This is a genomic window from Klebsiella sp. BIGb0407, from assembly GCF_024807845.1.
Lineage (GTDB): Bacteria > Pseudomonadota > Gammaproteobacteria > Enterobacterales > Enterobacteriaceae > JGM124.
This window is the reverse complement of record NZ_JANUEQ010000003.1, coordinates 562,782-586,343: the sequence shown is the minus strand read 5'-3', so window position 1 is coordinate 586,343 and position 23,562 is coordinate 562,782. Positions and strand designations below refer to the sequence as shown.

At 48.1% G+C, this 23,562-nt stretch carries 22 protein-coding genes; 17 read left to right on the top strand and 5 right to left on the bottom strand.

Going from position 1 to position 23,562, the window contains the following annotated elements; all coding sequences use genetic code 11:
• Nucleotides 1-38: 38 nt before the first annotated feature.
• The 5 genes from rnc (at nt 39) to acpS (ending at nt 3,554) form a co-directional block, all read left to right on the top strand.
• Nucleotides 39-719, top strand: coding sequence for a ribonuclease III (rnc, locus tag M2387_RS12720; protein WP_259049769.1), 681 nt, complete (start codon nt 39-41; stop codon nt 717-719).
• On the top strand, nt 716-1,621 hold the full coding sequence (era, locus tag M2387_RS12715; protein WP_259049768.1) for a GTPase Era: 906 nt from the start codon (nt 716-718) through the stop codon (nt 1,619-1,621). The genes rnc and era overlap by 4 nt, the downstream gene beginning before the upstream one ends.
• A gap of 11 nt (nt 1,622-1,632) precedes the next feature.
• A complete protein-coding gene (gene recO / locus M2387_RS12710) occupies nt 1,633-2,340 on the top strand; it encodes a DNA repair protein RecO (RefSeq protein WP_259049766.1) in 708 nt (235 codons plus the stop codon).
• Between the two features lie 102 nt (nt 2,341-2,442).
• Nucleotides 2,443-3,174 (top strand): pyridoxine 5'-phosphate synthase, encoded by a 732-nt coding sequence (gene pdxJ, locus M2387_RS12705; RefSeq protein ID WP_259049764.1) that lies wholly within the window; start codon nt 2,443-2,445, stop codon nt 3,172-3,174.
• A complete protein-coding gene (gene acpS / locus M2387_RS12700) occupies nt 3,174-3,554 on the top strand; it encodes a holo-ACP synthase (RefSeq protein WP_259049763.1) in 381 nt (126 codons plus the stop codon). Before pdxJ ends, acpS begins: the two co-directional genes overlap by 1 nt.
• On the opposite strand, the gene M2387_RS12695 is transcribed toward acpS, so the two are convergent.
• The 3 genes from M2387_RS12695 to M2387_RS12685 form a co-directional block, all read right to left on the bottom strand.
• Nucleotides 3,551-3,811 (bottom strand): YfhL family 4Fe-4S dicluster ferredoxin, encoded by a 261-nt coding sequence (locus M2387_RS12695; protein WP_259049760.1) that lies wholly within the window; start codon nt 3,809-3,811, stop codon nt 3,551-3,553. The genes acpS and M2387_RS12695 overlap by 4 nt on opposite strands.
• Nucleotides 3,812-4,148: 337 nt before the next feature.
• A complete protein-coding gene (locus tag M2387_RS12690; protein ID WP_259049758.1) occupies nt 4,149-5,192 on the bottom strand; it encodes a glycosyltransferase family 9 protein in 1,044 nt (347 codons plus the stop codon).
• Nucleotides 5,193-5,517: 325 nt separating this feature from the next.
• Nucleotides 5,518-6,366, bottom strand: a complete 849-nt coding sequence (locus tag M2387_RS12685; RefSeq protein ID WP_259049756.1) for a MurR/RpiR family transcriptional regulator — start codon at nt 6,364-6,366, stop codon at nt 5,518-5,520.
• Between the two features lie 180 nt (nt 6,367-6,546).
• Here M2387_RS12685 and yfhb point away from each other — a divergent pair, with 180 nt between their 5' ends.
• Together yfhb and tadA are read left to right on the top strand one after the other, a co-directional pair.
• Nucleotides 6,547-7,209: a phosphatidylglycerophosphatase C gene (yfhb, locus tag M2387_RS12680; protein WP_409039876.1), complete on the top strand. Its 663-nt coding sequence runs from the start codon at nt 6,547-6,549 to the stop codon at nt 7,207-7,209.
• A gap of 64 nt (nt 7,210-7,273) precedes the next feature.
• Complete coding sequence (gene tadA / locus M2387_RS12675) at nt 7,274-7,777, top strand: tRNA adenosine(34) deaminase TadA (RefSeq protein ID WP_259049882.1); 504 nt, start codon at nt 7,274-7,276, stop codon at nt 7,775-7,777.
• Here the strand turns inward: tadA and mltF are convergent.
• Nucleotides 7,668-9,221: a membrane-bound lytic murein transglycosylase MltF gene (gene mltF, locus M2387_RS12670; RefSeq protein WP_259049753.1), complete on the bottom strand. Its 1,554-nt coding sequence runs from the start codon at nt 9,219-9,221 to the stop codon at nt 7,668-7,670. The genes tadA and mltF overlap by 110 nt on opposite strands.
• A 247-nt stretch (nt 9,222-9,468) precedes the next feature.
• On the opposite strand from mltF, the gene purL reads away from it, so the two are divergent.
• From purL to M2387_RS12620, 10 genes are all read left to right on the top strand, one after another.
• Entirely contained in the window at nt 9,469-13,356 is a 3,888-nt protein-coding gene (purL, locus tag M2387_RS12665; RefSeq protein WP_259049752.1) for a phosphoribosylformylglycinamidine synthase, read from the top strand.
• 545 nt (nt 13,357-13,901) lie between these two features.
• A complete protein-coding gene (locus M2387_RS12660) occupies nt 13,902-15,338 on the top strand; it encodes a sensor histidine kinase (protein ID WP_259049881.1) in 1,437 nt (478 codons plus the stop codon).
• Entirely contained in the window at nt 15,335-16,063 is a 729-nt protein-coding gene (gene qseG, locus M2387_RS12655; RefSeq protein WP_259049739.1) for a two-component system QseEF-associated lipoprotein QseG, read from the top strand. The genes M2387_RS12660 and qseG overlap by 4 nt, the downstream gene beginning before the upstream one ends.
• Nucleotides 16,060-17,397, top strand: a complete 1,338-nt coding sequence (glrR, locus tag M2387_RS12650; RefSeq protein WP_259049736.1) for a two-component system response regulator GlrR — start codon at nt 16,060-16,062, stop codon at nt 17,395-17,397. The genes qseG and glrR overlap by 4 nt, the downstream gene beginning before the upstream one ends.
• A 75-nt stretch (nt 17,398-17,472) precedes the next feature.
• The gene (gene glnB / locus M2387_RS12645) at nt 17,473-17,811 is read left to right on the top strand and encodes a nitrogen regulatory protein P-II (protein ID WP_259049733.1); all 339 of its coding nucleotides are present in this window, start codon (nt 17,473-17,475) and stop codon (nt 17,809-17,811) included.
• A 263-nt stretch (nt 17,812-18,074) separates the two neighbouring features.
• On the top strand, nt 18,075-18,323 hold the full coding sequence (locus M2387_RS12640) for a hypothetical protein (RefSeq protein ID WP_259049731.1): 249 nt from the start codon (nt 18,075-18,077) through the stop codon (nt 18,321-18,323).
• Nucleotides 18,310-19,563 carry a serine hydroxymethyltransferase gene (gene glyA / locus M2387_RS12635; protein ID WP_259049729.1) on the top strand — a complete coding sequence of 418 codons (1,254 nt, stop codon included), beginning with the start codon at nt 18,310-18,312 and terminating at the stop codon, nt 19,561-19,563. The genes M2387_RS12640 and glyA overlap by 14 nt, the downstream gene beginning before the upstream one ends.
• 262 nt (nt 19,564-19,825) lie before the next feature.
• A complete protein-coding gene (locus tag M2387_RS12630; protein WP_259049728.1) occupies nt 19,826-20,971 on the top strand; it encodes a 3-phenylpropionate MFS transporter in 1,146 nt (381 codons plus the stop codon).
• Nucleotides 20,972-20,978: 7 nt separating this feature from the next.
• A complete protein-coding gene (locus M2387_RS12625) occupies nt 20,979-21,626 on the top strand; it encodes a DUF1007 family protein (RefSeq protein WP_259049726.1) in 648 nt (215 codons plus the stop codon).
• A complete protein-coding gene (locus M2387_RS12620; protein WP_259049725.1) occupies nt 21,617-22,600 on the top strand; it encodes a nickel/cobalt transporter in 984 nt (327 codons plus the stop codon). Before M2387_RS12625 ends, M2387_RS12620 begins: the two co-directional genes overlap by 10 nt.
• Nucleotides 22,601-22,644: 44 nt before the next feature.
• Here M2387_RS12620 and suhB read toward each other — a convergent pair whose 3' ends face one another.
• Nucleotides 22,645-23,448 (bottom strand): inositol-1-monophosphatase, encoded by an 804-nt coding sequence (suhB, locus tag M2387_RS12615; protein WP_259049724.1) that lies wholly within the window; start codon nt 23,446-23,448, stop codon nt 22,645-22,647.
• Nucleotides 23,449-23,562 lie beyond the last annotated feature (114 nt).

Here is a 23,562-nt window from a genome sequence, read left to right as displayed (position 1 = left end):
GCTGAATTAGTCGACGCATTAATTAATTTTGGTATCGCATGAATCCCATCGTCATAAATAGATTACAACGCAAGTTGGGCTATACTTTTCAGCATCAGGAACTGTTGCAGCAAGCATTAACCCATCGCAGTGCAAGCAGTAAACATAATGAACGTCTCGAATTTCTGGGCGACTCCATTCTCAGCTATGTTATTGCTAACGCACTTTATAGTCGCTTTCCTCGTGTAGATGAAGGCGATATGAGCCGTATGCGTGCCACGTTAGTACGTGGCAATACGCTGGCAGAAATTGCCCGGGAATTTGATCTCGGTGAATGTCTGCGCCTTGGTCCGGGTGAATTGAAAAGTGGCGGTTTTCGCCGTGAATCAATTCTTGCCGATACGGTTGAAGCATTAATTGGTGGCGCTTTTCTCGATAGCGACATTCAAAATGTAGAACGTCTGATTTTAAGCTGGTATCAGACACGCCTGGACGAAATTAGCCCGGGCGATAAACAAAAAGATCCTAAAACGCGTTTGCAGGAGTACCTGCAGGGGCGTCATCTGCCTTTACCTTCTTATCTGGTTGTTCAGGTTCGTGGTGAAGCGCACGATCAGGAATTCACTATTCACTGTCAGATTAGTGGTCTGTCCGAACCGGTTGTCGGAGTAGGTTCCAGCCGTCGTAAAGCGGAACAGGCTGCAGCTGAACAGGCGCTTAAAAAGCTGGAGCTGGAATGAGCGAAGAAAAAACCTTTTGTGGATTTACGGCTATTGTCGGCCGACCAAATGTCGGTAAATCCACCTTATTAAACCAGCTGCTCGGGCAGAAGGTTTCCATTACTTCGCGGAAAGCTCAGACGACACGCCATCGCATTATGGGGATCCACACAGAAGGGGCTTATCAAGCTATCTATGTTGATACCCCGGGTCTGCATATGGAAGAAAAACGTGCTATCAACCGTCTGATGAACCGCGCAGCCAGCAGTTCTATTGGTGATGTTGAACTGGTTATCTTCGTGGTTGAAGGAACCAAGTGGACTGCTGATGACGAGATGGTACTTAATAAACTGCGTGATTGCCGTGCACCGGTTATCCTGGCGGTCAACAAAGTTGATAACGTTCAGGATAAGTCTCTGTTACTGCCTCATTTGCAGTTTCTTGGCAGCCAGATGAATTTCCTCGATATCGTTCCGATTTCAGCAGAAACCGGAATGAACGTGGATACCGTCGCCAGTATTGTGCGCAAACACTTACCTGAAGCCATCCATCACTTCCCTGAAGAGTACATCACTGACCGCTCACAGCGTTTTATGGCGTCAGAGATTATTCGTGAAAAGCTGATGCGTTTTCTCGGTGCAGAACTGCCTTACTCCGTCACAGTAGAAATTGAGCAATTTGTGACCAATGAGCGTGGTGGTTATGATATCAATGGCCTGATCCTCGTTGAGAGAGAAGGGCAGAAGAAAATGGTTATCGGTAATAAAGGTACCAAGATTAAAACTATTGGTATTGAAGCACGCAAAGATATGGAAGAGATGTTTGAGGCGAAAGTTCACCTTGAGCTGTGGGTAAAAGTGAAGTCGGGCTGGGCAGATGATGAACGTGCGTTGCGCAGTCTTGGTTACAATGACGACCACTAAAGAATAATCAGATGGAAGGCTGGCAACGGGCATTTGTTCTGCATACTCGGCCCTGGAGCGAAACCAGCCTTCTCCTTGATGTGTTCACGGAGGAATCCGGGCGTGTTCGCCTGATAGCAAAAGGGGCGCGTGCTCGTCGCTCTAATCTGAAAGGGGCTCTGCAGCCCTTTGTTCCTCTGTTGATTCGTTTTGGTGGCCGGGGTGAGGTGAAAACCTTGCGTGGCGCAGAAGCGGTCTCTCTTGCTCTACCACTGAGCGGTATCTCCCTTTATAGCGGTTTATATGTTAACGAGCTCCTGGCTCGGGTACTTGAACAAGAAACTCGCTTCTCCGATTTGTTCTTTGACTATTTACACTGCATCCAGGAACTCGCTGGCATTGAGGGAACACCTGAACCGGCATTACGCCGTTTTGAGCTGGCATTACTGGCTCATCTTGGTTACGGCGTTGATTTTTTGCATTGTGCCGGTAGCGGGGAAGAGGTCAGCGATAATATGACCTACCTCTATCGCGAAGAAAAAGGCTTTATCGCCAGTATTGTGATTAATAACAATAGTTTTACCGGACGTCAGCTTAAAGCCCTGTCAGAACGAACTTTTGTTGAAACCGATACTCTGCGCGCTGCAAAACGTTTTACGCGAATGGCTCTTAAACCTTACCTGCAAGGTAAACCGCTCAAAAGTCGGGAGCTTTTTCGCCAGTTTATAATCAAAAAATAATCCATTTGGTCGCAAAATGGCGGGTGTCGAACAGACAACCATAGCCATCAAGGTGTTGCCGGATGTACATTAGCCATTATCTGTAAACATTTGGGGTATTGCATGACTCAGTTACTGTTAGGCGTAAATATCGATCATATTGCTACATTGCGTAATGCGCGTGGAACCAGTTATCCGGATCCTGTTCAGGCAGCATTTATTGCTGAGCAAGCCGGAGCCGATGGCATTACAGTGCATCTGCGTGAAGACAGACGTCATATTACCGATCGTGATGTACGCATTTTACGTGAAACGCTGGGTACCCGAATGAACCTTGAGATGGCTGTCACTGAAGAAATGCTGACTATTGCCTGTGAAACTCGCCCCCATTTTTGCTGTTTAGTGCCAGAAAAACGCCAGGAAGTGACTACCGAAGGTGGGCTGGATGTTGCAGGGCAGCTCGATAAAATGCGTGATGCCTGTTCACGTCTGGCGGATGCCGGCATTCTGGTTTCATTGTTTATTGATGCTGACTATGCACAAATCGATGCGGCTGTAGCGGTAAAAGCACCTTATATCGAAATCCATACCGGTTGTTATGCAGAAGCAAAAGATGAAGTGGCACAGGCTCAGGAACTGGCCCGTATCGCTGATGCTGCTGCTTATGCTACCTCTAAAGGTTTGAAAGTGAATGCCGGGCACGGTCTGACTTATCATAACGTCCAGGCGATTGCTGCTATTCCTGAAATGGTTGAGTTGAATATCGGCCATGCGATTATTGGTCAGGCGGTATTCAGCGGTCTGAAAGAAGCGGTCGCTGAAATGAAACGCCTGATGCTGGAAGCGCGTCGTTAATGGCTATTCTGGGAATTGGTACTGATATCGTAGAGATTGCGCGTATTGAGGGCGCAATCTCTCGTTCTGGTGACAGACTCGCTAAACGGATATTAAGTCCTGATGAATGGGCGCAATACCAGGCCCATCAGCAGCCTGCGCGATTCCTCGCCAAGCGATTTGCGGTTAAAGAGGCGGCGGCAAAAGCACTGGGGACAGGCATTCGTAACGGTCTGGCTTTTAATCAGTTTGAAGTGAGCAACGATCCTCTGGGTAAACCGTTGTTACTTTTCAGAGAGCAAGCCGGGAAGATGGCGGGTGATCTGGGTGTTCGCTCTGTTCACGTGACACTGGCAGATGAGCGCCACTACGCTTGTGCGACAGTGATTATTGAAAACTAAATTTTGTCTGCGTGGTGAAGCAAGACAAATTTATCCCAGAGCTGTTCTTCAGTTTCCTGATGAAGCGGGTCGCTAATTATAGTGCCAGCAATAGGACACACTTGCTGGCAAGTGGGTGTCTCATAATGCCCGATACATTGAGTACAGCGCTCAGAATCTATCTCATAGAATACATCACCCATAGAAATCGCCTGGTTAGGACACTCGGGTTCACACATATCGCAATTGATACAGCGCTTAGTAATAAGTAATGACATTTCAATGGTTTACCAATAAAACAAAATAAAATCAGTAAGCTATTGAAGTATATGGCGATTAACTTACTGTATGTTTATCCCCGATATACTGAATCCGTATCACAAAACCTCAACACATCAAATTTATCCCGAAGAAAAAATATCTATGTATGAGCTTGTTTCTGATCCCGAACGGGTAAGAATTGAGAACGCCGCGCACTTTAACACATAAATCAGATAGCCCCAATAATGGTGATGTTTTAGCGATCCGTAAAGGTATGCGAAAGTGTCAGGAAGACTGTACGGGAAACAACAGTAAAACAGGTATCGGCTCTGCATTTACTGTTGTTAGTACTCACTAATGGGATAGTACTGAACTGCCAGACTCTTCAGAAATCACACGAGAACGGAGGGTGATAAAGCGCTCAAAAACATCATCTACTTCAAGCAGGTTCACATTCCTATTGGGGGCTTCAAGTATCTCATGTGGAACGCCCCAGGGGCCCCAAAACCAGGCATCGCTGTTACCAAACATAGCGACAGTAGGGACATCCACGCCTGCGGCTATGTGTAATGCTCCGCCATCACTGGTAAGAATTTGATCGCACAGAGACATTGCAGCCATCAACTCTCTAATATTTTTTGTTATTACTGGTGTTAGTGATAGTCCTTTACAAGATTCAATAATCTGCTGTGCTTTTTCATCATCTCCCGGATGTTCTTGATTATCAGAGGAACCCGGTGACCAAAACAGAAGTATATGACAGTTTTCCCTCTGACTCATTTTGTGGGCTAGCTCGATAAACTTCTCAGCTTGCCAGCGTTGCAGCGGTTTTCTGGCGCTGATCTGAATACCGTAAACAGGCGTGCCGGAAGGAATCCTAAGTCTCGCTGACATATCTTTGACTTCATCTTCAGTGAGATAAAGTTCGAGTTTTCCCGGAAGACTTTTAACGCCAATCGGTTTAGCGAGTTCCGCAAGGAGCTCGACAAGATGGCATTTTTCTACAGGTGACGGGATCCTGTCGGTAATCACTGGTGGCGTATCATTCCCCACTGCGATAATTCGTTTTGCCCCGGATATTCTCGCCCATTGTAATGGGCGTTTATTCCAGTGCTCACGGGCAATGATAGCGACATCGTACTTGGCAAACCGGATATCAAGATAGGTTTTCAGGCGGCGAAATATTACGCCGATTGCAGACTGACCTGGTTTTCTATGATGTAGTTTGCTGTAGATGTGAACTCGCCCAATATGAGGATTATTCTCAAGTACCGGCTGATTATAGGTATTAATCAGTACATCTATTTTACAGTCAAATGACTTAGCTAATTCTGATATCAAAGGTGTAGTCAGAATTAAATCACCGATGTTATCTCGGCGTATTATCAGTATTTTCATACCATTTCCTTGTTGAAAGCATCCCACGAGATTTAACATTTTCTCGCGGGATTACTTTATCAGTCGCTACAAGGAACAGCTAGCATACTCAGGACGTACAGCAACAAAATAAACGCTTGCTGAATCAGCAAACTATCTCAATAAAAAACAATATTTATTATAATTTTCATTTGATTACAGTTTTATTTTATTGATTGATTCAGTGTTTCATATTATCTGGAAGGAGAAATGACATTAATTCTTTTATTTGCAGGAGGGATTTATATAAAAGTGGGTGATCTCTCGATAAGCGCTCTCTAAGAGTGGGCGGCAGCGCCGCCACGTTTTATACCAGACGCTTAACCAAAGCTTCACTGTGGCGGATCCGGTTTGGCGCATTTTCAAGATCGTGTTGCACCAGAGCCATAAATAATAAGTCGGTTAACATCATCTGAGCGCTGGTAGATGAAATTGCTGCGCTGCGGGTTGCCTGTTCTTCCGCAATGGTATAGAGGCAAAGTGTTGCACGTTGCTGAAGGGCATTAGGTGTAAAACCGGTTATGGTGAGAACCTTTGCCCCCACGTTTAAGGCTTCATCGGCCGCAAGGTTGATTTCTCGACGTTCACCAGAATAGGAAATTGCCAGCAGAATATCATCTGAGGACATAGCCTGAACGGTTGCCAGTAACGCATGCATATCTTGCTCGGCAACGGCATTAATGCCAATTTTCATTAATTTCCAGGAAAAATTTTTAGCCACTAAACCTGAAGCACCGATACCGACTAATAATACCCGGCGTGCATTACGCAATAAATTGATACTCGCGAGCAGTTTTTCCTCGGTATTCACGTCAAGCGAAGCATGCATCGCGGCAATATTTTCTTTAATCAGTTTTTCGCCCACCATTCGCAGAGGATCATCACCAAGGATTTGGTTATGAACCAGCACTGAATGCGGGTTCTGGCCACTCGCCAGAGCCTCGCTGATAGCCAGTTTCATGGCAGGAAAACCTTTGAAACCCATCTTTTGTGAAAATTTTACTACACTCGATTGACTGATACCGGCTTCTTCAGCCAGTTGCTGAGAACTTAAATGCCGCACACGCTCAGGATCGGCAAGTAAAAAGTCAGCCAGTTTACGCTCGCTCTGTGCCAGCATTGGATAGCGGGTTCTGATTCGCAATAAACAGTTCATTTTTTCTCCTGGGCAGCTTTTTCAATAGCGGCTTTCCATAATAAGCTGCGGATTGAACAATAAATTCTACCGGATAGCAATATTACCGGATTAAATGTTACTTTGTTTCTTATGAACAGTCATTGAACAAATTATTGTTCTCATAAAAGTCACTCTTGTCTGCTAACCTTTGCAGATCTCATGATAATCCATCGGGAGTCAGATTTGGCACAATATCACGCACAGCGAGTGGTCTTTTTCGATCTCGACGGTACGTTGCACCAGCAGGATATGTTTGGCTGCTATTTACGGTATTTGCTTCGTCATCTTACAGGTAATTTCCCTTTAGTTATTATTATGTTGCCTGTTGTAATTATTGGGCTTCTCCTCAAAGGATGTTCTGCCCGCTGGCCGATGAGTTTGTTACTATGGAGTATGACTTTCGGCCGCAGTGAGCAACGACTTAATCAACTGGAGAAAGCGTTTACTCGTCAGTTTCGTCGCAGTGTCACCCCTTTTCCCGAGGTGCAGCAGCGACTGAATGACTATTTATTGGATAAAGATACTGAAGTCTGGTTGGTGACGGGGTCTCCTCAAGTACTGGTTGAGCAAGTCTATTCAGATGCCCCATGGTTACCCAAAGTAAAAATTATTGGTAGCCGGATGTCGCGTGCTTTTGGTGGTCGCGTATTGACACTGCGCTGCCTGGCAGATGAAAAGGTCCTTCAGTTAGAACAACATCTTGGTAAACCCCTGCAATTCCATAGTGGTTACAGCGACAGCCCGCTCGATTCTTCCGTTATGCAATTTTGCCAGCATCGCTTTCGAGTCACCCCTGAAGGGCAGCTGAAAATGCTCGACTGATGCCATTTCGTATCCGGAGTGCGCTGTGTATAATGCGCGCCCGTTTGCCCCACAGGAGATAGAGGTGTCAGAGAACGAAGTGACAGACGAGTACTGGATGCGTCATGCTTTAACGCTGGCACGCCGTGCCTGGGATGAAGGTGAAATACCTGTCGGTGCTGTACTGGTTTATGAAAACAAAGTGATAGGTGAGGGCTGGAATCGGCCGATTGGTCACCACGATCCGACAGCGCATGCAGAGATTATGGCGTTACGTCAGGGAGGCTTAGTATTGCAAAACTATCGCCTGCTTAATGCCTCTCTATATGTCACGCTGGAACCTTGTGTGATGTGTGCAGGTGCTATGGTTCATAGTCGTATCGGCAGGCTGGTATTTGGTGCCAGAGATGCAAAAACCGGGGCCAGTGGTTCTCTGCTTGATATTTTAGGCCATCCCGGAATGAATCATCAGATTGATGTCACTGAGGGAATACTGGCAGCGGATTGCTCATCCATGTTGAGTGATTTTTTTCGCGCCCGTCGCCTGGAAAAGAAAGCCCTGAAGGAAAAGGCCCGTAAGGGCGAATAGTTGCCAGTTCTTCTTCATCAACTAACGGATAGGCCTCGGCAAATTTTGCTTCCTGGGCCGCCTGTTTCTCTTTTTCTTGTAAATAGCCTTCCAGGCTCAAATGATACTTACGGATATTTTCCACATAAGCGTAGGCTTCATGCCCACGGGCATACCCATAAGTGGTTTTGCTGTAGTAAGGCTTCTGACTGAGCAGCGGCAGGCGAGTTTTGACTTCTGCCCAGCTATCCGGGTTACCTTTTTGCAGGCTGGTGAGTTTGCGTGCATCCATCATATGCGCATAGCCTATATTATAGGCTGTCAGAGCAAACCAGATACGCTCATCCTCGGCGACGGTATCGGGAACTTTATTCATCATATCGGTCAGATAGCGACTGCCACCGCTGATACTCTGCTCGGCATCCAGGCGGTCGGTGACCCCCACGCTCTGAGCGGTATTTTTAGTCAGCATCATCAGGCCGCGCACACCGGTAGGTGAAGTGGCATGGGTATCCCAGTGAGACTCCTGATAGGAAATAGCTGCCAGTAATGTCCAGTCTATATTCTCTGCGTACTGCTCGAATAAGGGTTGCAAGTCAGGCAGAATATTATCCACTGACTTGAGAAAAGTACGCGTATCGACGTAATCAAAATTACCGATATGGCCAAGATATTTTTCCTCCAGCCTGGCCAGCGTTCCGTTACTGATAATTTGATTGTAAAAGTCGAGTAAGGCCGCACTCACACTGTCATCACTGTCGCGGCTGGAAAACCAGGTGACGGGTTGCTCATCAGTGATATCCAGAGCAACTGCCAGTTGAGGGTGCACACGCTGAAACAGACTGACGGCTATAGAGTCCGAAATCGTGAACGGCAGGCTGCCATCAATCACCTCTCCCAATAACTGATTACTGGTCTGTTTATCAGATACTGACCAGCTCAAGTCCGGATAGTCACTTTCTTTGAGCTGCTCTAGCACATCAATAACGCCATGGCCTGAAGAAAGCATCAGTTGATTTTCGGTCACCCCTGCGAGGCTTTTAGGCCGCGGGCTACCGACCCGGTAGACCATCTGCTGGGAAACATAATAGTAAGTCGGGCCTGCCTGATAGTTTTGGCTACGTTTGCTGTTATAGGTCAGACCCGCAGCCAGTAAGTCAGCGCTGCCTTTATCGAGGTCGTCAAACAAATCACTGATGGTGGTTCGTGGCGTCACTACCAGCTCGACATTCAGATAGTCGGCAAATTGCTGCGCCAGCTCGTAATCAAAACCGGAGGCTTTTCCATTAACAACATTATAAGTGAGTGGTGAGACAACCGTACTGACATGCAAAACCCCCCGCGCTTTAATGGCGGCGATACGGTTTTCGGTTTGGTTGAAACCTGGGAGGGAGGGCCATAATGCCACTGCCAGCAACAAGGTGACGACACCGATAAGCAGATAATAAATCTTAATTTTTTTCAAAGATATAAAGGTCTGCAACGATAAGGTCTTAGCTAACAATAAACATAATTGCGACGTGTCTCATGATAATCTCAGGCGCATTTTGCGTAAGAAAACGCCAGTAAGCAACATTTAAGACGTTGCGGTTCAAAAAGTAGCCAATAAAAACATCTGCGGATATTTATACGCAAACGGTTTCGTCGAGGCTGATGATTCTCTATAATAGCCCTCGTTTTCCCCCCTTCGCCCTGAAGACGAGAGATCTTTAATGATGGAAATTCTGCGTGGTTCGCCTGCTCTTTCGGCATTTCGTATTAACAAACTTCTGGCCAGATTCAACGACGCTAACCTGCCGGTCAGCGACGTGTATGCTGAGTATGTACACTTTGCTTATCTGGATGCACCGCTAAATGCTGATGAGTCTGCCCGCCTGCAACGGTTACTGAAGTATGGTCCAACCCTCGCAGAACATACCCCAGGTGGTCATTTACTGCTGGTAACACCGCGTCCGGGAACTATCTCTCCCTGGTCCTCCAAAGCGACCGATATTGCACATAATTGCGACTTACCACAGGTAAAACGACTGGAGAGGGGCGTTGCCTGGTACATTACCGCAGACACTTTGACCGAAGAACAGTGGAAATCTGTGTCTGAGTTGCTGCATGACCGCATGATGGAGACGGTGTTTACCTCTCTTGATGATGCAGCTCAGCTATTTGTACAACAGAGTCCGGCTCCGGTACAAAGCGTCGATTTATCAGGTAAAGGGCGTGAAGCCCTGGTTGAAGCCAATATTCGTCTGGGTCTGGCGCTGGCTGAAGATGAAATAGATTATTTGCAGGCGGCTTTTACAACGCTTGATCGTAACCCTAACGATATCGAGCTCTATATGTTCGCCCAGGCGAACTCAGAACACTGCCGCCACAAAATTTTCAATGCGGACTGGGTTATCGACGGTGAAAAACAGCCTAAATCGCTGTTTAAAATGATTAAAAACACCTTTGAAAAAACGCCTGACCATGTCCTGTCTGCCTATAAAGATAACGCCGCCGTCATGGAAGGTTCACACGTCGGACGTTTCTTTGCCGACCAGGATTCTGGTCGCTATGAATTCCATCAGGAAGAAACGCATATCCTGATGAAGGTGGAAACTCACAACCACCCAACCGCTATTTCTCCATGGCCAGGTGCAGCCACCGGTTCTGGTGGTGAAATTCGTGATGAAGGTGCAACAGGTCGCGGATCTAAGCCTAAAGCAGGCCTGGTAGGTTTCTCGGTATCCAACCTGCGTATTCCTGGCTTTGAACAACCATGGGAGCAAGATTTCGGTAAACCAGACCGTATTGTCAGTGCGCTGGATATTATGACCGAAGGCCCATTAGGTGGCGCAGCTTTTAACAATGAATTCGGTCGCCCGGCACTGACTGGCTACTTCCGTACTTACGAAGAGCAGGTTAACAGCCACAATGGCGTAGAACTCCGTGGCTACCACAAACCTATTATGCTGGCAGGTGGCCTCGGAAATATTCGCGCCGACCATGTACAAAAAGGTGAAATTCCTCCTGGCGCGAAACTTATCGTTCTTGGCGGCCCGTCAATGAACATTGGCCTTGGCGGCGGTGCGGCTTCATCTATGGCTTCTGGTCAGTCTGATGCCGACCTGGATTTTGCTTCCGTTCAGCGCGATAACCCTGAAATGGAGCGTCGTTGTCAGGAAGTGATCGACCGTTGCTGGGAGCTGGGTGACGCTAACCCGATTGCCTTTATCCATGACGTAGGTGCAGGTGGTTTATCGAACGCGATGCCAGAGCTGGTCAGCGATGGTGGACGCGGTGGTCGTTTTGAACTGCGCAATATCTTAAATGATGAGCCAGGCATGAGCCCGTTAGAGGTATGGTGTAACGAATCTCAGGAACGCTATGTACTGGCAGTGATGCCAGAACAACTGGATCTGTTTGATGCCATGTGTCGTCGTGAGCGCGCGCCTTATGCTGTGATTGGTGAAGCGACTCTGGAACCGCATCTGACTCTGAATGACAGCCATTTTGATAATCAGCCTATTGATATGCCGCTCGACGTTTTACTGGGTAAAACGCCGAAAATGGAGCGTAATGTTGAAACGCTGAAAGCCAAAGGCGAAGCTCTGGACGACAGCGCTATTACTATTGCTGACGCGGTTAATCGCGTACTGCACTTACCGACGGTCGCAGAGAAAACCTTCCTGGTGACTATTGGCGACCGCACCGTGACCGGTATGGTTTCACGCGATCAGATGGTTGGCCCGTGGCAGATCCCTGTCGCTGACTGTGCCGTTACTACAGCAAGTCTCGACAGCTACTACGGTGAAGCGATGTCACTGGGTGAGCGCGCCCCTGTTGCCTTGCTGGATTTTGCCGCATCAGCTCGTCTTGCAGTGGGGGAAGCCTTAACCAACATTGCCGGAACCCAGGTGGGTTCTCTGAAACGTATCAAGCTGTCTGCGAACTGGATGGCGGCAGCCGGACACCCTGGCGAAGACGCCGGATTATATGAAGCCGTAAAAGCGATTGGCGAAGAGCTCTGTCCGCAACTGGGTCTGACGATTCCGGTGGGCAAAGACTCTATGTCGATGAAAACCCGCTGGCAGCAGGAAGACAGTACTAAAGAGATGACTTCTCCGCTTTCTTTAGTTATCACTGCATTTGCGCGCGTTGAAGATGTCCGTGCGACCGTGACCCCAGAGCTAAGAACTGAAGATAACGCCTTGCTGCTGATTGACTTAGGTGTAGGCCATAATGCACTGGGTGCTACGGCATTAGCTCAGGTCTATCGTCAGTTAGGTGATAAGCCTGCTGATGTACGCAATGTTGAGCAACTGAAAGGCTTCTGGCATGCGATGCAGGCGCTGGTTGCTGAACGTAAGCTGCTGGCCTGGCATGACCGCTCTGATGGTGGCCTGTTAGTCACGCTGGCGGAAATGGCCTTTGCCGGTCACTGCGGTATTGAAGCGGATATTACGGGTCTTGGCAGTAATCGACTGGCGGCCCTGTTTAACGAAGAGTTAGGCGGTGTTATCCAGGTTCGCGCCTCAGACTGCGCAGCCGTTGAACAATGCTTTGCCGATCATGGTCTGGCGAATTGTCTGCACTACCTCGGTAAAGCCGTTGCAGGCGACAGTTTTACACTGACCGCTGACGGTGAGTCAGTATTCAGTGAAAGCCGCACCACAATGCGTCTCTGGTGGGCGGAAACTACCTGGCAGATGCAGCGTCTGCGTGATAATCCAGATTGTGCCGATCAGGAACATCAGGCTAAAGCTGACGACAACGATCCGGGTCTCAATGTTAAACTGAACTTTGATATCAAAGCCGATATTGCTGCGCCGTTTATCGCGACCGGTGCACGTCCTAAAGTCGCTATTCTGCGCGAGCAGGGCGTTAACTCCCATATTGAAATGGCAGCAGCATTCCACCGTGCAGGTTTTGACGCTATCGATGTTCATATGAGTGATTTGCTGGCAGGCCGTACCGGGCTTGATAGTTTCCAGACCCTGGTTGCCTGCGGTGGATTCTCTTATGGTGATGTTCTGGGGGCAGGTGAAGGCTGGGCAAAATCGATTCTGTTCAACTCACGCGTGCGTGATGAATTCGCAGAGTTTTTCTTACGCCCTCAGACACTGGCTTTAGGCGTTTGTAATGGTTGTCAGATGATGTCTAATCTGCGCGAGCTGATCCCTGGAAGCGAGCTGTGGCCACGCTTTGTCCGTAACCAGTCTGACCGCTTTGAAGCGCGCTTTAGCCTGGTTGAAGTGACTGATAGTCCGTCATTACTGCTTCAGGGAATGGCTGGCTCACATATGCCGATTGCCGTCTCTCATGGTGAAGGCCGCGTTGAAGTTCGTGATGAGGCTCACCTGCTGGCGCTGGAAAGTAAAGGTCTGGTAGCGCTGCGCTTTATCGATAACGCAAATAATGTCACTGAACACTACCCGGCAAACCCGAATGGTTCACCTAAAGGGATTACTGCGGTCAGTAATGAAGACGGGCGAGTCACTATCATGATGCCACATCCTGAACGTGTGTTCCGTACGGTAAGTAACTCCTGGCACCCGGAAGAGTGGGGCGAAGATAGCCCGTGGATGCGTATTTTCCGTAATGCCCGTAAACAGCTGGGCTGATAGTTCGCTAAGCTGACATGAACCCCTCGATTTTTGAGGGGTTTTTTTATGTCTCTAAATCACGACAGTGTCATTCTGGCTGTCTCTTTTTGGAGACATTTAACGTTATGATTGCTAAATAGATTTAGTTTAAGTCAAATGAGCGTCTCAAAAAGGCGACAGTTTTTGTGATCTTAATGTGATTTTTTAGTGTTTTTTTATCTCTAAAATGTCTTATAAATCATGTTATTGATATTTTTATTTACATTCTGGCATATATCGTGCATCATTATTTTCGTTGCTCATTCACCTTTCTATGTCAGCGTTTTTAATTAAACAGGCTACATAAACCTCCGAATGACGCACATTAAGGTGCCTGCCGTCCAACTTTTGATAAATGCTTTCGGGCTTATCATACATAGGGCGAAACGTTGAGTAAGGCGCCGCCTATTTCCTACATAAAGGCAGGGTTTTCACCCTGCCTTTATTGTTTCTGTAAACTCCGCTTTCAACTCAATTGAATCCCGGCTAGCATCTTGTCTGAACGATAAAATGAGATGAGTCAATTGAACAAGTGGTATGCCTTTCCCCGCTCATTACGACAGCTTGTGATGATGGCCTTTTTCCTGGTTTTGGTTCCGTTACTGGTGCTGGCATGGCAGGCCTGGCAGAGTCTGAACGCGCTCAGCGCTCAGGCAGAACAAACCAACCGCAGTACGATGATTGATGCCCGCCGCAGCGAGACTATGACCAATATTGCTCTGGAAATGGAGCGAAGCTATCGCCAGTATTGCGTGCTGGATGACCCTCGTCTGTTGAGCATCTATCAAGAACAGCATGGACGTTATGCCCAGATGCTTGAGGCTCATGCTCCGGTTATTGCCGATACTGCTCTGTTACAAACACTGACCCAATCACTGGCTGCACTGTCATCATTCCAGTGTCGTAATAACGCGCCTGATACTGCTGCCTTACAGGAGCTTGAAGCCTTTGCTGCCAGTAATGCTGATATGCTTCAGGCAACCCGGGCCGTGGTTTTTTCTCGTGGTCAGCAACTGCAGCAGGACATTGCTGAGCGTGGCCAGTTCTTTGGCTGGCAGGCGCTGGTGTTATTTTTGCTGAGCCTGAATCTGGTTATTATTTTTACCCGTATGATAATCGGCCCGGTAAAAGGCATTGAAAGGATGATTAAACATCTTGGTGAAGGGCGATTACTGAGCGACGGCGAGAATCTTAAGGGCCCGAGAGAGTTCCGCACTATCGGGCAACGTATCGTTTGGTTAAGTGAGCGTTTACGCTGGCTGGAGTCCCAGAGACATGAATTTTTACGCCATATCTCGCATGAATTAAAAACTCCGCTTGCCAGTATGCGTGAAGGTACGGAACTATTGGCAGATCAGGTCGTCGGACCGCTGACGGTTTCTCAAAAAGAGGTTGTGTCTATTCTTGACGACAGTAGTCGCCATCTGCAAAAGCTGATTGAACAACTACTGGACTATAATCGTCGGGTGACAGACGGGGCTGTTGAGTTAGAAAAAGTGGAGCTCTCCCCGCTAGTCAAAAATGTTATCGCTGCGCACAGTTTGCCTGCCAGAGCTAAACATATGCGAACTGAAACTGACCTTATTGACGTTGCCTGCCTGGCTGAACCCGTGTTGCTGATGAGCGTATTAGATAATCTCTACTCCAATGCGGTGTACTATGGCGGTGAATCCGGTACCATTTATATTCGTAGTGTCCAGTCGGACAATCAACTACACATTGAAGTCGCTAATACCGGCCAGGCCATCCTGAAGTCGGAGAGTGAAATGATTTTTGAGCCTTTCTATCAAGGTAGCCTGCAACGTAAAGGTTCAGTGAAAGGCAGTGGATTAGGCCTCAGTATTGCCAGGGATTGTATTCATCGAATGAAAGGTCAGCTCTATCTGATAGATGATGAGAAAGCAGATGTTTGCTTTCGTATCGAATTACCGGTTTTTTCCGAGAACGATAAAACACAATGAAAGCATACCTGTTAACCCTACTACGTGGTGCTATTGGCTCTCGCCTGGCTGCTATCTTGCTGGTAGCCGGGAGTGGTGTACTGATGGGTTGCGCATCACTACCAGAATTACATCATTCGCAGTCTGTTAACCAGACTCATTTACCGGAGCAACAGCTACCAGACTACCTCTCGACGCAGTGTTCAAGTATCTGGGAACAAGACGAGCCCGAGACTCTGGAAAATCCACTCTACTGGTTACGAGGAATGGAGTGCGCGCAGCGCCTCTCGCCTGAAGAAGCCAGAATCGAAGCGCGTCAGTGGCAGGAGCTTACCTGGCAGGATACATTTAAGCGCGGTATTTTATTGTCTCCGGCTAAAATTACGCCAGCTGAAAGACGTAAATACATGACGCAGCTTGATATGCTGGCTACAGATATCCCACTCCAGGTACGTTCTTTATTTATCGTCTGGCGCGACGGGCAGCGCGCGCAGTTAAGCCTGGTGGAAGAGCGTAGTCGTTACACTAAATTACAACAGACAACGGACAGCCAGCTGGATGAGTTACAACAGACACAGCAGTTTTTACGTAATGAACTGGAGATAACAACCAGAAAACTGGAAACGATGTCTGATATTGAACGCCAGCTTTCCAGCCGAAAACCGGGCAGTAATTATGTTCCTGAAGAGCAAAGTAGTGAAACTCAGGAAAGCAACGGACAGCAACAGACAGAGGATCAGCCATGACGCCACACAAACCGGCGAGTTTACTATTAGTGGATGATGACCCAGGCTTGTTAAAACTCTTAGGTATGCGTCTGACCAGTGAAGGTTATACCGTGGCCACAGCCGAAAGTGGCGCAGAAGGGCTGCGGGTCTTAGGTCGTGAAAAAATTGACCTGGTGATAAGCGACCTGCGTATGGATGAAATGGACGGTATGACGCTTTTTGGTGAGATCCAGAAGGCTCAGCCGGGCATGCCTGTTATTATTCTGACCGCTCATGGTTCAATACCTGAAGCGGTCACGGCAACACAACAAGGCGTATCCAGCTTTTTGACTAAACCGGTGGATAAAGATGCGCTTTACCGGGCTATTGACGACGCGCTCGCTCATACCGTCCCGGCAGGGGAGGAAATGTGGCGCGAGACGATTGTTACGCGTAGCCCCATTATGTTACGCCTGCTGGAGCAAGCTCATAAGGTGGCCCAGTCTGATGTCAGCGTGCTCATTAATGGCCAAAGTGGGACCGGAAAAGAGGTCCTGGCACAAGCCATACATCAGGCGAGTCCGCGGAGCAAAAAAGCCTTTATTGCCATTAACTGCGGCGCATTGCCGGAGCAGTTACTGGAATCAGAACTATTCGGTCATGCTCGTGGTGCCTTTACTGGTGCAGTAAGCAATAGAGAAGGATTATTTCAGGCTGCCGAAGGTGGAACGCTTTTTTTAGATGAAATTGGCGATATGCCACTCTCATTACAGGTAAAACTGTTACGCGTATTACAAGAACGTAAAGTTCGCCCACTGGGTAGTAACCGTGATGTGGATATTGACGTCCGGATCCTTTCTGCAACTCACCGGAATCTTCCCAAAGCGATGGAGCGGGGCGAGTTCCGTGAAGACTTATTTTATCGCCTGAATGTGGTGAGTCTGAAGATCCCTGCTCTGAATGAACGTGCTGAAGATATTCCATTGCTGGCCAGCCAGTTACTGCGTCAGTCCGCAGATAAGCATAAGCCTTTCGTTCGTAGCTTTTCGACCGAGGCCATGAAACGTTTAATCTCAGCCAGCTGGCCGGGTAATGTTCGTCAGCTGGTGAACGTCATTGAGCAGTGTGTCGCCCTGACCTCGACACCGGTTATCAATGAAGCCTTAGTAGAGCAGGCCCTGGAAGGGGAAAATACTGCGCTGCCAACCTTTGTGGAAGCAAGAAACCAGTTTGAACTGAACTACCTACGAAAGCTTTTGCATATCACCAAAGGTAACGTTACTCATTCTGCGCGCATGGCTGGCCGGAATCGGACAGAATTCTATAAACTACTGGCCCGACATGAACTCGATGCCAATGACTTTAAAGACTAGCCTGTGGTAGTGTGAGCATATGCCGATTTATAACGAAAAACAGCATGCGATGTGGCGTGGGGAAAGAGTAATAAGATGAAAAAGATAGACGCAATTATTAAACCATTCAAACTGGATGATGTTCGTGAAGCGCTGGCTGAAGTAGGCATCACGGGGATGACGGTGACTGAAGTTAAAGGCTTTGGTCGTCAGAAAGGTCATACTGAGTTGTATCGTGGTGCCGAGTATATGGTGGATTTTCTGCCAAAAGTTAAAATCGAACTGGTCGTCACTGACGATATCGTCGATATCTGTGTTGATACCATTGTACGTACCGCAGAGACCGGAAAAATTGGTGACGGTAAGATTTTTGTCTTTGATGTTGCCCGTGTAGTACGCATTCGTACCGGCGAAGAAGACGACGCTGCGATTTAATCCGCGGTATCAGATTCGGTTAATGCGCCTCTGAGAGTCCACTATTTTTCAGAGGCCGTCATCTCCTGCTGGCCAGAATACGGCTAAATCCCCTCCTGATATCGTCAATTTTTGCAGCAACAGTCAATAACCATGTTTATGGTGCTGTTATCCCGATTATCCACTGCCCTTATACTCAGAATCACGCCTTGATTACTTTATGATGCTAAGAGAGTTTATTAATGCCATCAAAAGTATTTCTGGAGCGGCAGTGAGAAGGACTGATGGTTGCGCTGAACTTGAAAAATACGCATCATGTTCATGAAGAAATATCCGAAAATCAGGAAAGTTTTTTATTGCAACGGATCCTTATTTCATGCCTGAGTAATCGTTTGCGTAAAAACCTTAATCAAGCTCTACCACCTGAATCTATTTCGGTTTACACTACTGTCCGTCGCCCAGAAGGGCACCCCATTATTGCACTAAAAAGTTTACCGTTAGCTGAGTCAGGAGATGCGGATGTTAAAGCGTGAAATGAACATTGCCGATTATGATGCCGAATTATGGCAGGCTATGGAGCAAGAAAAAGTACGTCAGGAAGAGCATATCGAACTGATCGCCTCCGAAAACTATACCAGCCCGCGTGTTATGCAGGCGCAAGGGTCTCAGCTGACTAACAAGTATGCTGAAGGGTACCCGGGCAAGCGTTACTACGGCGGTTGCGAGCATGTTGATGTTGTTGAGCAGCTGGCTATCGACCGTGCGAAAGAGCTGTTTGGTGCTGACTACGCTAACGTACAGCCTCACTCAGGTTCTCAGGCAAACTTCGCTGTTTACACTACTCTGCTTGAACCAGGTGATACCGTACTGGGTATGAACCTTGCTCATGGTGGTCACCTGACTCACGGTTCCCCGGTAAACTTCTCCGGTAAACTGTATAACATCGTTCCTTACGGTATCGATGAAAGCGGCCATATCGACTACGTTGAGCTGGAAAAACTGGCGAAAGAATACAAACCGAAGATGATCATCGGTGGTTTCTCTGCCTATTCTGGTGTTGTTGACTGGGCTAAAATGCGTGAAATCGCTGATTTAGTCGGTGCATACCTGTTTGTTGATATGGCACACGTTGCGGGCCTGATTGCCGCTGATGTCTATCCAAACCCAGTACCTTACGCACACGTTGTTACTACCACTACGCATAAAACCCTGGCAGGTCCACGCGGTGGTTTAATCCTGGCTAAGGGCGGCAGCGAAGAGCTGTATAAAAAACTGAACTCCGCAGTATTCCCGGGAGCGCAGGGTGGCCCACTGATGCACGTTATCGCGGGTAAAGCGGTAGCGCTGAAAGAAGCTCTGGAGCCAGAATTCAAGGTTTACCAGCAGCAAGTCGCTAAAAATGCCAAAGCAATGGTAGAAGTCTTCTTGAGCCGTGGTTATAACGTGGTTTCTGGTGGTACTGATAACCACCTGTTCTTGCTGGACTTGGTTGACAAAAACCTGACCGGTAAAGAAGCTGATGCCGCACTGGGTCGCGCTAATATCACCGTTAATAAAAACAGCGTACCAAACGATCCGAAGAGCCCGTTTGTCACTTCTGGTATCCGTATCGGTAGCCCGGCAGTCACTCGTCGTGGTTTCAAAGAAGCTGAAGTGAAAGAGCTGGCTGGCTGGATGTGTGACATCCTGGATAACATCAATGATGAAGCCACCATTGAAAGCACTAAGCAAAAAGTTCTCGATATCTGCGCACGTTTCCCGGTATACGCGTAAGTATTGATTAAGTTGCTATAACGGTATCACACTAACTTCAGGTTGGTGTCGTACAAAATGAAGGCCGCCACATATTCTGTGGCGGTTTTTTTTGCCTGAATTTAACCAATAGCAACACTCAAGCAGTTCTCTCTCCGCGCCATCAGCAATACGTCAGTATTTAGCCATCATATGACCTGTTATAAGACTATTTAATCAACATAGATAGCTTGCAAGCAAATTGTCTATCCCTGACACTACCCCCCTCAAAATGGGAGGAAACATGGTAGTTCAATCCACGCTTTGGTTAGCTTTGAGTTATTTCACCTATTTTTTCAGTTACGGTATTTTTTTACCGTTCTGGAGTTTGTGGCTGGAAGGGGTAGGTTTACCACCAGAAACAATAGGTATGTTATTAGGTGCCGGGCTTATCGCACGTTTTTTAGGGAGTTTATTACTGGCTCCCAGGGTGACTAATCCTTTCAAATTAGTATTTGCACTGCGTATGCTGGCGTTCCTCTCATTAGTCTTTATGGTTGCTTTCTGGCTCGGGCAAACCTCCGCCTGGCTGCTTATCGTGATGATAGGCTTTAACCTCTTCTTTTCTCCACTTGTACCGCTTACTGATGCCCTGGCAGGTACCTGGCAGCGTCAGTTTCCTCTCGATTATGGCCGGGTCAGACTGTGGGGTTCACTGGCATTTGTTATTGGCTCCGCGGTTACCGGCAAACTGGTCAGCGAGTATAGTTATCAGGCTATTCTGGTACTGATGAGCGTGGGTGTTGCCTCAATGCTGATTGGTATGATGTTCCGTCCCTCAATCATGCCTGAAGGTAAAATTGCTCAGCAAGATACGGTAGGATGGTCCGCCTGGAAGGGCTTGATAATCGGTGACTGGCGGTTTCTGGCCTGTGTCACTTTACTGCAAGGTGCACATGCGGCCTACTATGCTTTCAGCGCCATTTACTGGCAGGAAGCGGGTTATTCTGCCTCTGTAGTCGGCTATTTATGGTCACTCAGTGTCGTCGCGGAAATTGTTATCTTTGCGCTTAGCAACCGCCTGTTCCGCCGCTGGAGTACCCGTGACCTACTGTTGCTCTCAGGTATCACCGGTATTATTCGCTGGGGACTGATGGCTTCAAGTACTGAATTATCCTGGCTGATTGTCTCGCAAATTATGCACTGTGGTAGTTTTACCGTTTGTCACCTTGCCGCTATGCGTTATATCTCCGCGCGTCACGGTCACGAAGTTATTCGTTTACAGGCAATGTATTCAGCAGTGGCAATGGGGGGCGGTATAGCCATTATGACTATGTTCTCTGGCTATTTGTATCAGCATATTCAGGGGGGTATGTTCTGGGTTATGGCACTGGTCGCAGTCCCGGCACTGTTTTTACGTCCAAAAGTAACGGCGAAAAGTATAATTTGAGGCTGATATGAATAATAAACGAGCCTGTGTTACCGGGAGCCTGTTACTGATGGCCGGGTTGAATTCTTTTACTGCCCATGCCCATCCTCACAGTTTTATTTCTCTTAAGACTACCCCGGTTGTTGAGCAAGGCCAGTTAACCGGGTTAAAAATGCAGTGGCTGATGGATGAACTGACCTCAGCAGACCTGCTCTATGATGCCGGGGATGCAGGGCCTGACTCGCCTGTCTGGAAAAAGCTGGCCGCAGAAGTGATGGCGAATGTGCTGGGGCAGCACTATTTTACCGAAGTATGGCAGCAGGGGAAAAAAGTGAAATTCACGGGCGTGCCGCCTGAATATCACCTGGAGAGAGTTGAACATCAGGCCATGCTGAGCTTTGTTTTGCCTCTGGCAAAGCCCCAGACTTTAAAAGGCGCCAGTTTTCAGTTCTCTACTTTTGACCCCTCTTTTTATGTTGATATGACCTACATTGAGGATACTGACGTCTCTTTACCTCCTGAACTGGCCACTCGTTGTCATATTTCAGTCCTGACCCCTGAGCCAAGTGAAGAGATGATGGACTTTGCAGCATCACTGGATAAAGACGATGCCCCGCCGGAAGATATGGCGTTAGGACAGCAATTTGCCCAAAAAGTGACGTTACAATGCCAGTGAGCAAGGCTTCAAAGTCGAGCAGTTATGACTGGAGAAACGGCTGGCCATTGCTGATCTTTCTGACTCTGACTGCGGGCGGATTGTTTGTTCTCTGGACTTACTGGCCGCAAATCTTAGCGCAATCGACGCAATGGCAGCGCGCGATTAACCTGGAACTGAGTAGCTTGTTACGTCAGGTGGCTGAAAATCCGACACGGGCAGGATGGGTTTTGCTGGGGGTGAGTTTCAGCTATGGCGTTTTGCACGCACTAGGGCCGGGGCACGGTAAAATTGTTATCACTACCTGGCTTGCTACCCATCCCTCGAAGCTTAAAACCAGTCTTAAACTGACTTTCGCCGCGTCATTGTTGCAAGGACTGGTAGCGATAGGCCTGGTAACTATTTTGCTGGTGATATTACAGCTACCCTCGCGTCAGTTACATCTGAGTAGTTTCTGGCTGGAGAAGGGGAGCTATCTGCTGGTCGGTGTACTGGGGTTGTTACTCTGTCTGCGTGCGATTCGGCGTTTACGCATACTACTGCGCCGTAAGCCACGTTTTCACAGCTTTACACCCCAGCATATCCATGATGAGCATTGTGGTTGTGGCCATCAGCATGTGCCTGACCCACAGCAACTCGCTGCGGGTGATGACTGGCGTGCTCGCCTGATGGTGGTGATTTCGATGGGAATACGCCCTTGTTCCGGGGCGATTATGGTCCTGCTCTTCAGCAAAGTTATCGGGGTATTTAGCTGGGGTGTTGTATCTGCGCTGGCCATGGCGCTAGGGACCGCAATCACGCTTTCTGGACTGGCTTTGCTGGTTCATAGCTGCAGAAATCTTGCTATCAGACTGAGTAAAAATCGCCCACCCTTGGTATGGCAACAGGTTGGCTGGTCTTCACTTGCGCTGGCTGGAGGAGTAATACTGGTGGTGGCTGCTGTGGTGATGTGGCTCAGTGCTCAGCCTGTGATGCGCGGGCTTCGACCTTTTTAATACTTGCCCCCGGGAAGAGGGGGCAAGTCATAAACGGATAAACTCTATCGCTTCAGCGCTTCGCTGAGTTCATCACGCATTAATGCGAGCATAGATTTCACAACGCGTGGGTTACCTGCGACGATATTACCGGTCAACAGATAGTTATGACCACCGGTGAAATCGCAAACCAGACTGCCTGATTCACGAGCAAGCAGTTCGCCCGCCGCAAAATCCCAAGGCTTCAGGCCGATTTCAAAGAAACCATCAACGCGACCCGCCGCAACATAGGCTAAGTCCAGAGCGGCAGAACCGGTACGACGGAAGTCAGCACATTCTGTAAACAGCTTTCCGATGATATTGATATAAGTTGCTGCGTATTGTTTCTGTTTAAACGGAAAACCGGTTGCCAGAATAGTCCCGTCGAGATCGCGTGCGTTGCTGCCGCGCAGACGATAGCCATTCAGCTGGGCGCCCTGGCCACGTACCGCACTGAACAGTTCGTTACGCATTGGATCATAAACAACGGCGACTTCGGTGCGGCCTTTAATGCGCACAGCGATAGAAACAGAGAAGTGGGGTAAGCGTTTAATGAAGTTTGTAGTGCCGTCCAGTGGATCGATAACCCATTGCACATCCTGATCTTCACCTGCCAGTTCACCGGCTTCTTCGGTGATAATGGTGTGTTTTGGGTAAGACTTACGAATAACTTCGATAATCAAGCGCTCGGCTTCTTTATCAATGTTAGTTACAAAGTCATTGCTGCCTTTCTGGCTAGCTTCAACCGCGTCAGGTGTTTCATAGCTTTTGGCAATTAAATTACCGGCCTTGCGCGCAGCGCGCACGGCGATGTTAAGCATCGGATGCATCGATATCTCTCACTGGATTTTAAAGAACGGGAAATCGGGGCAGAGTATAGCAGAGCGTTCGGAATATGTCCCAATGATATGATAAGATATTACGATCTTCTTCTTCAGGCCTTG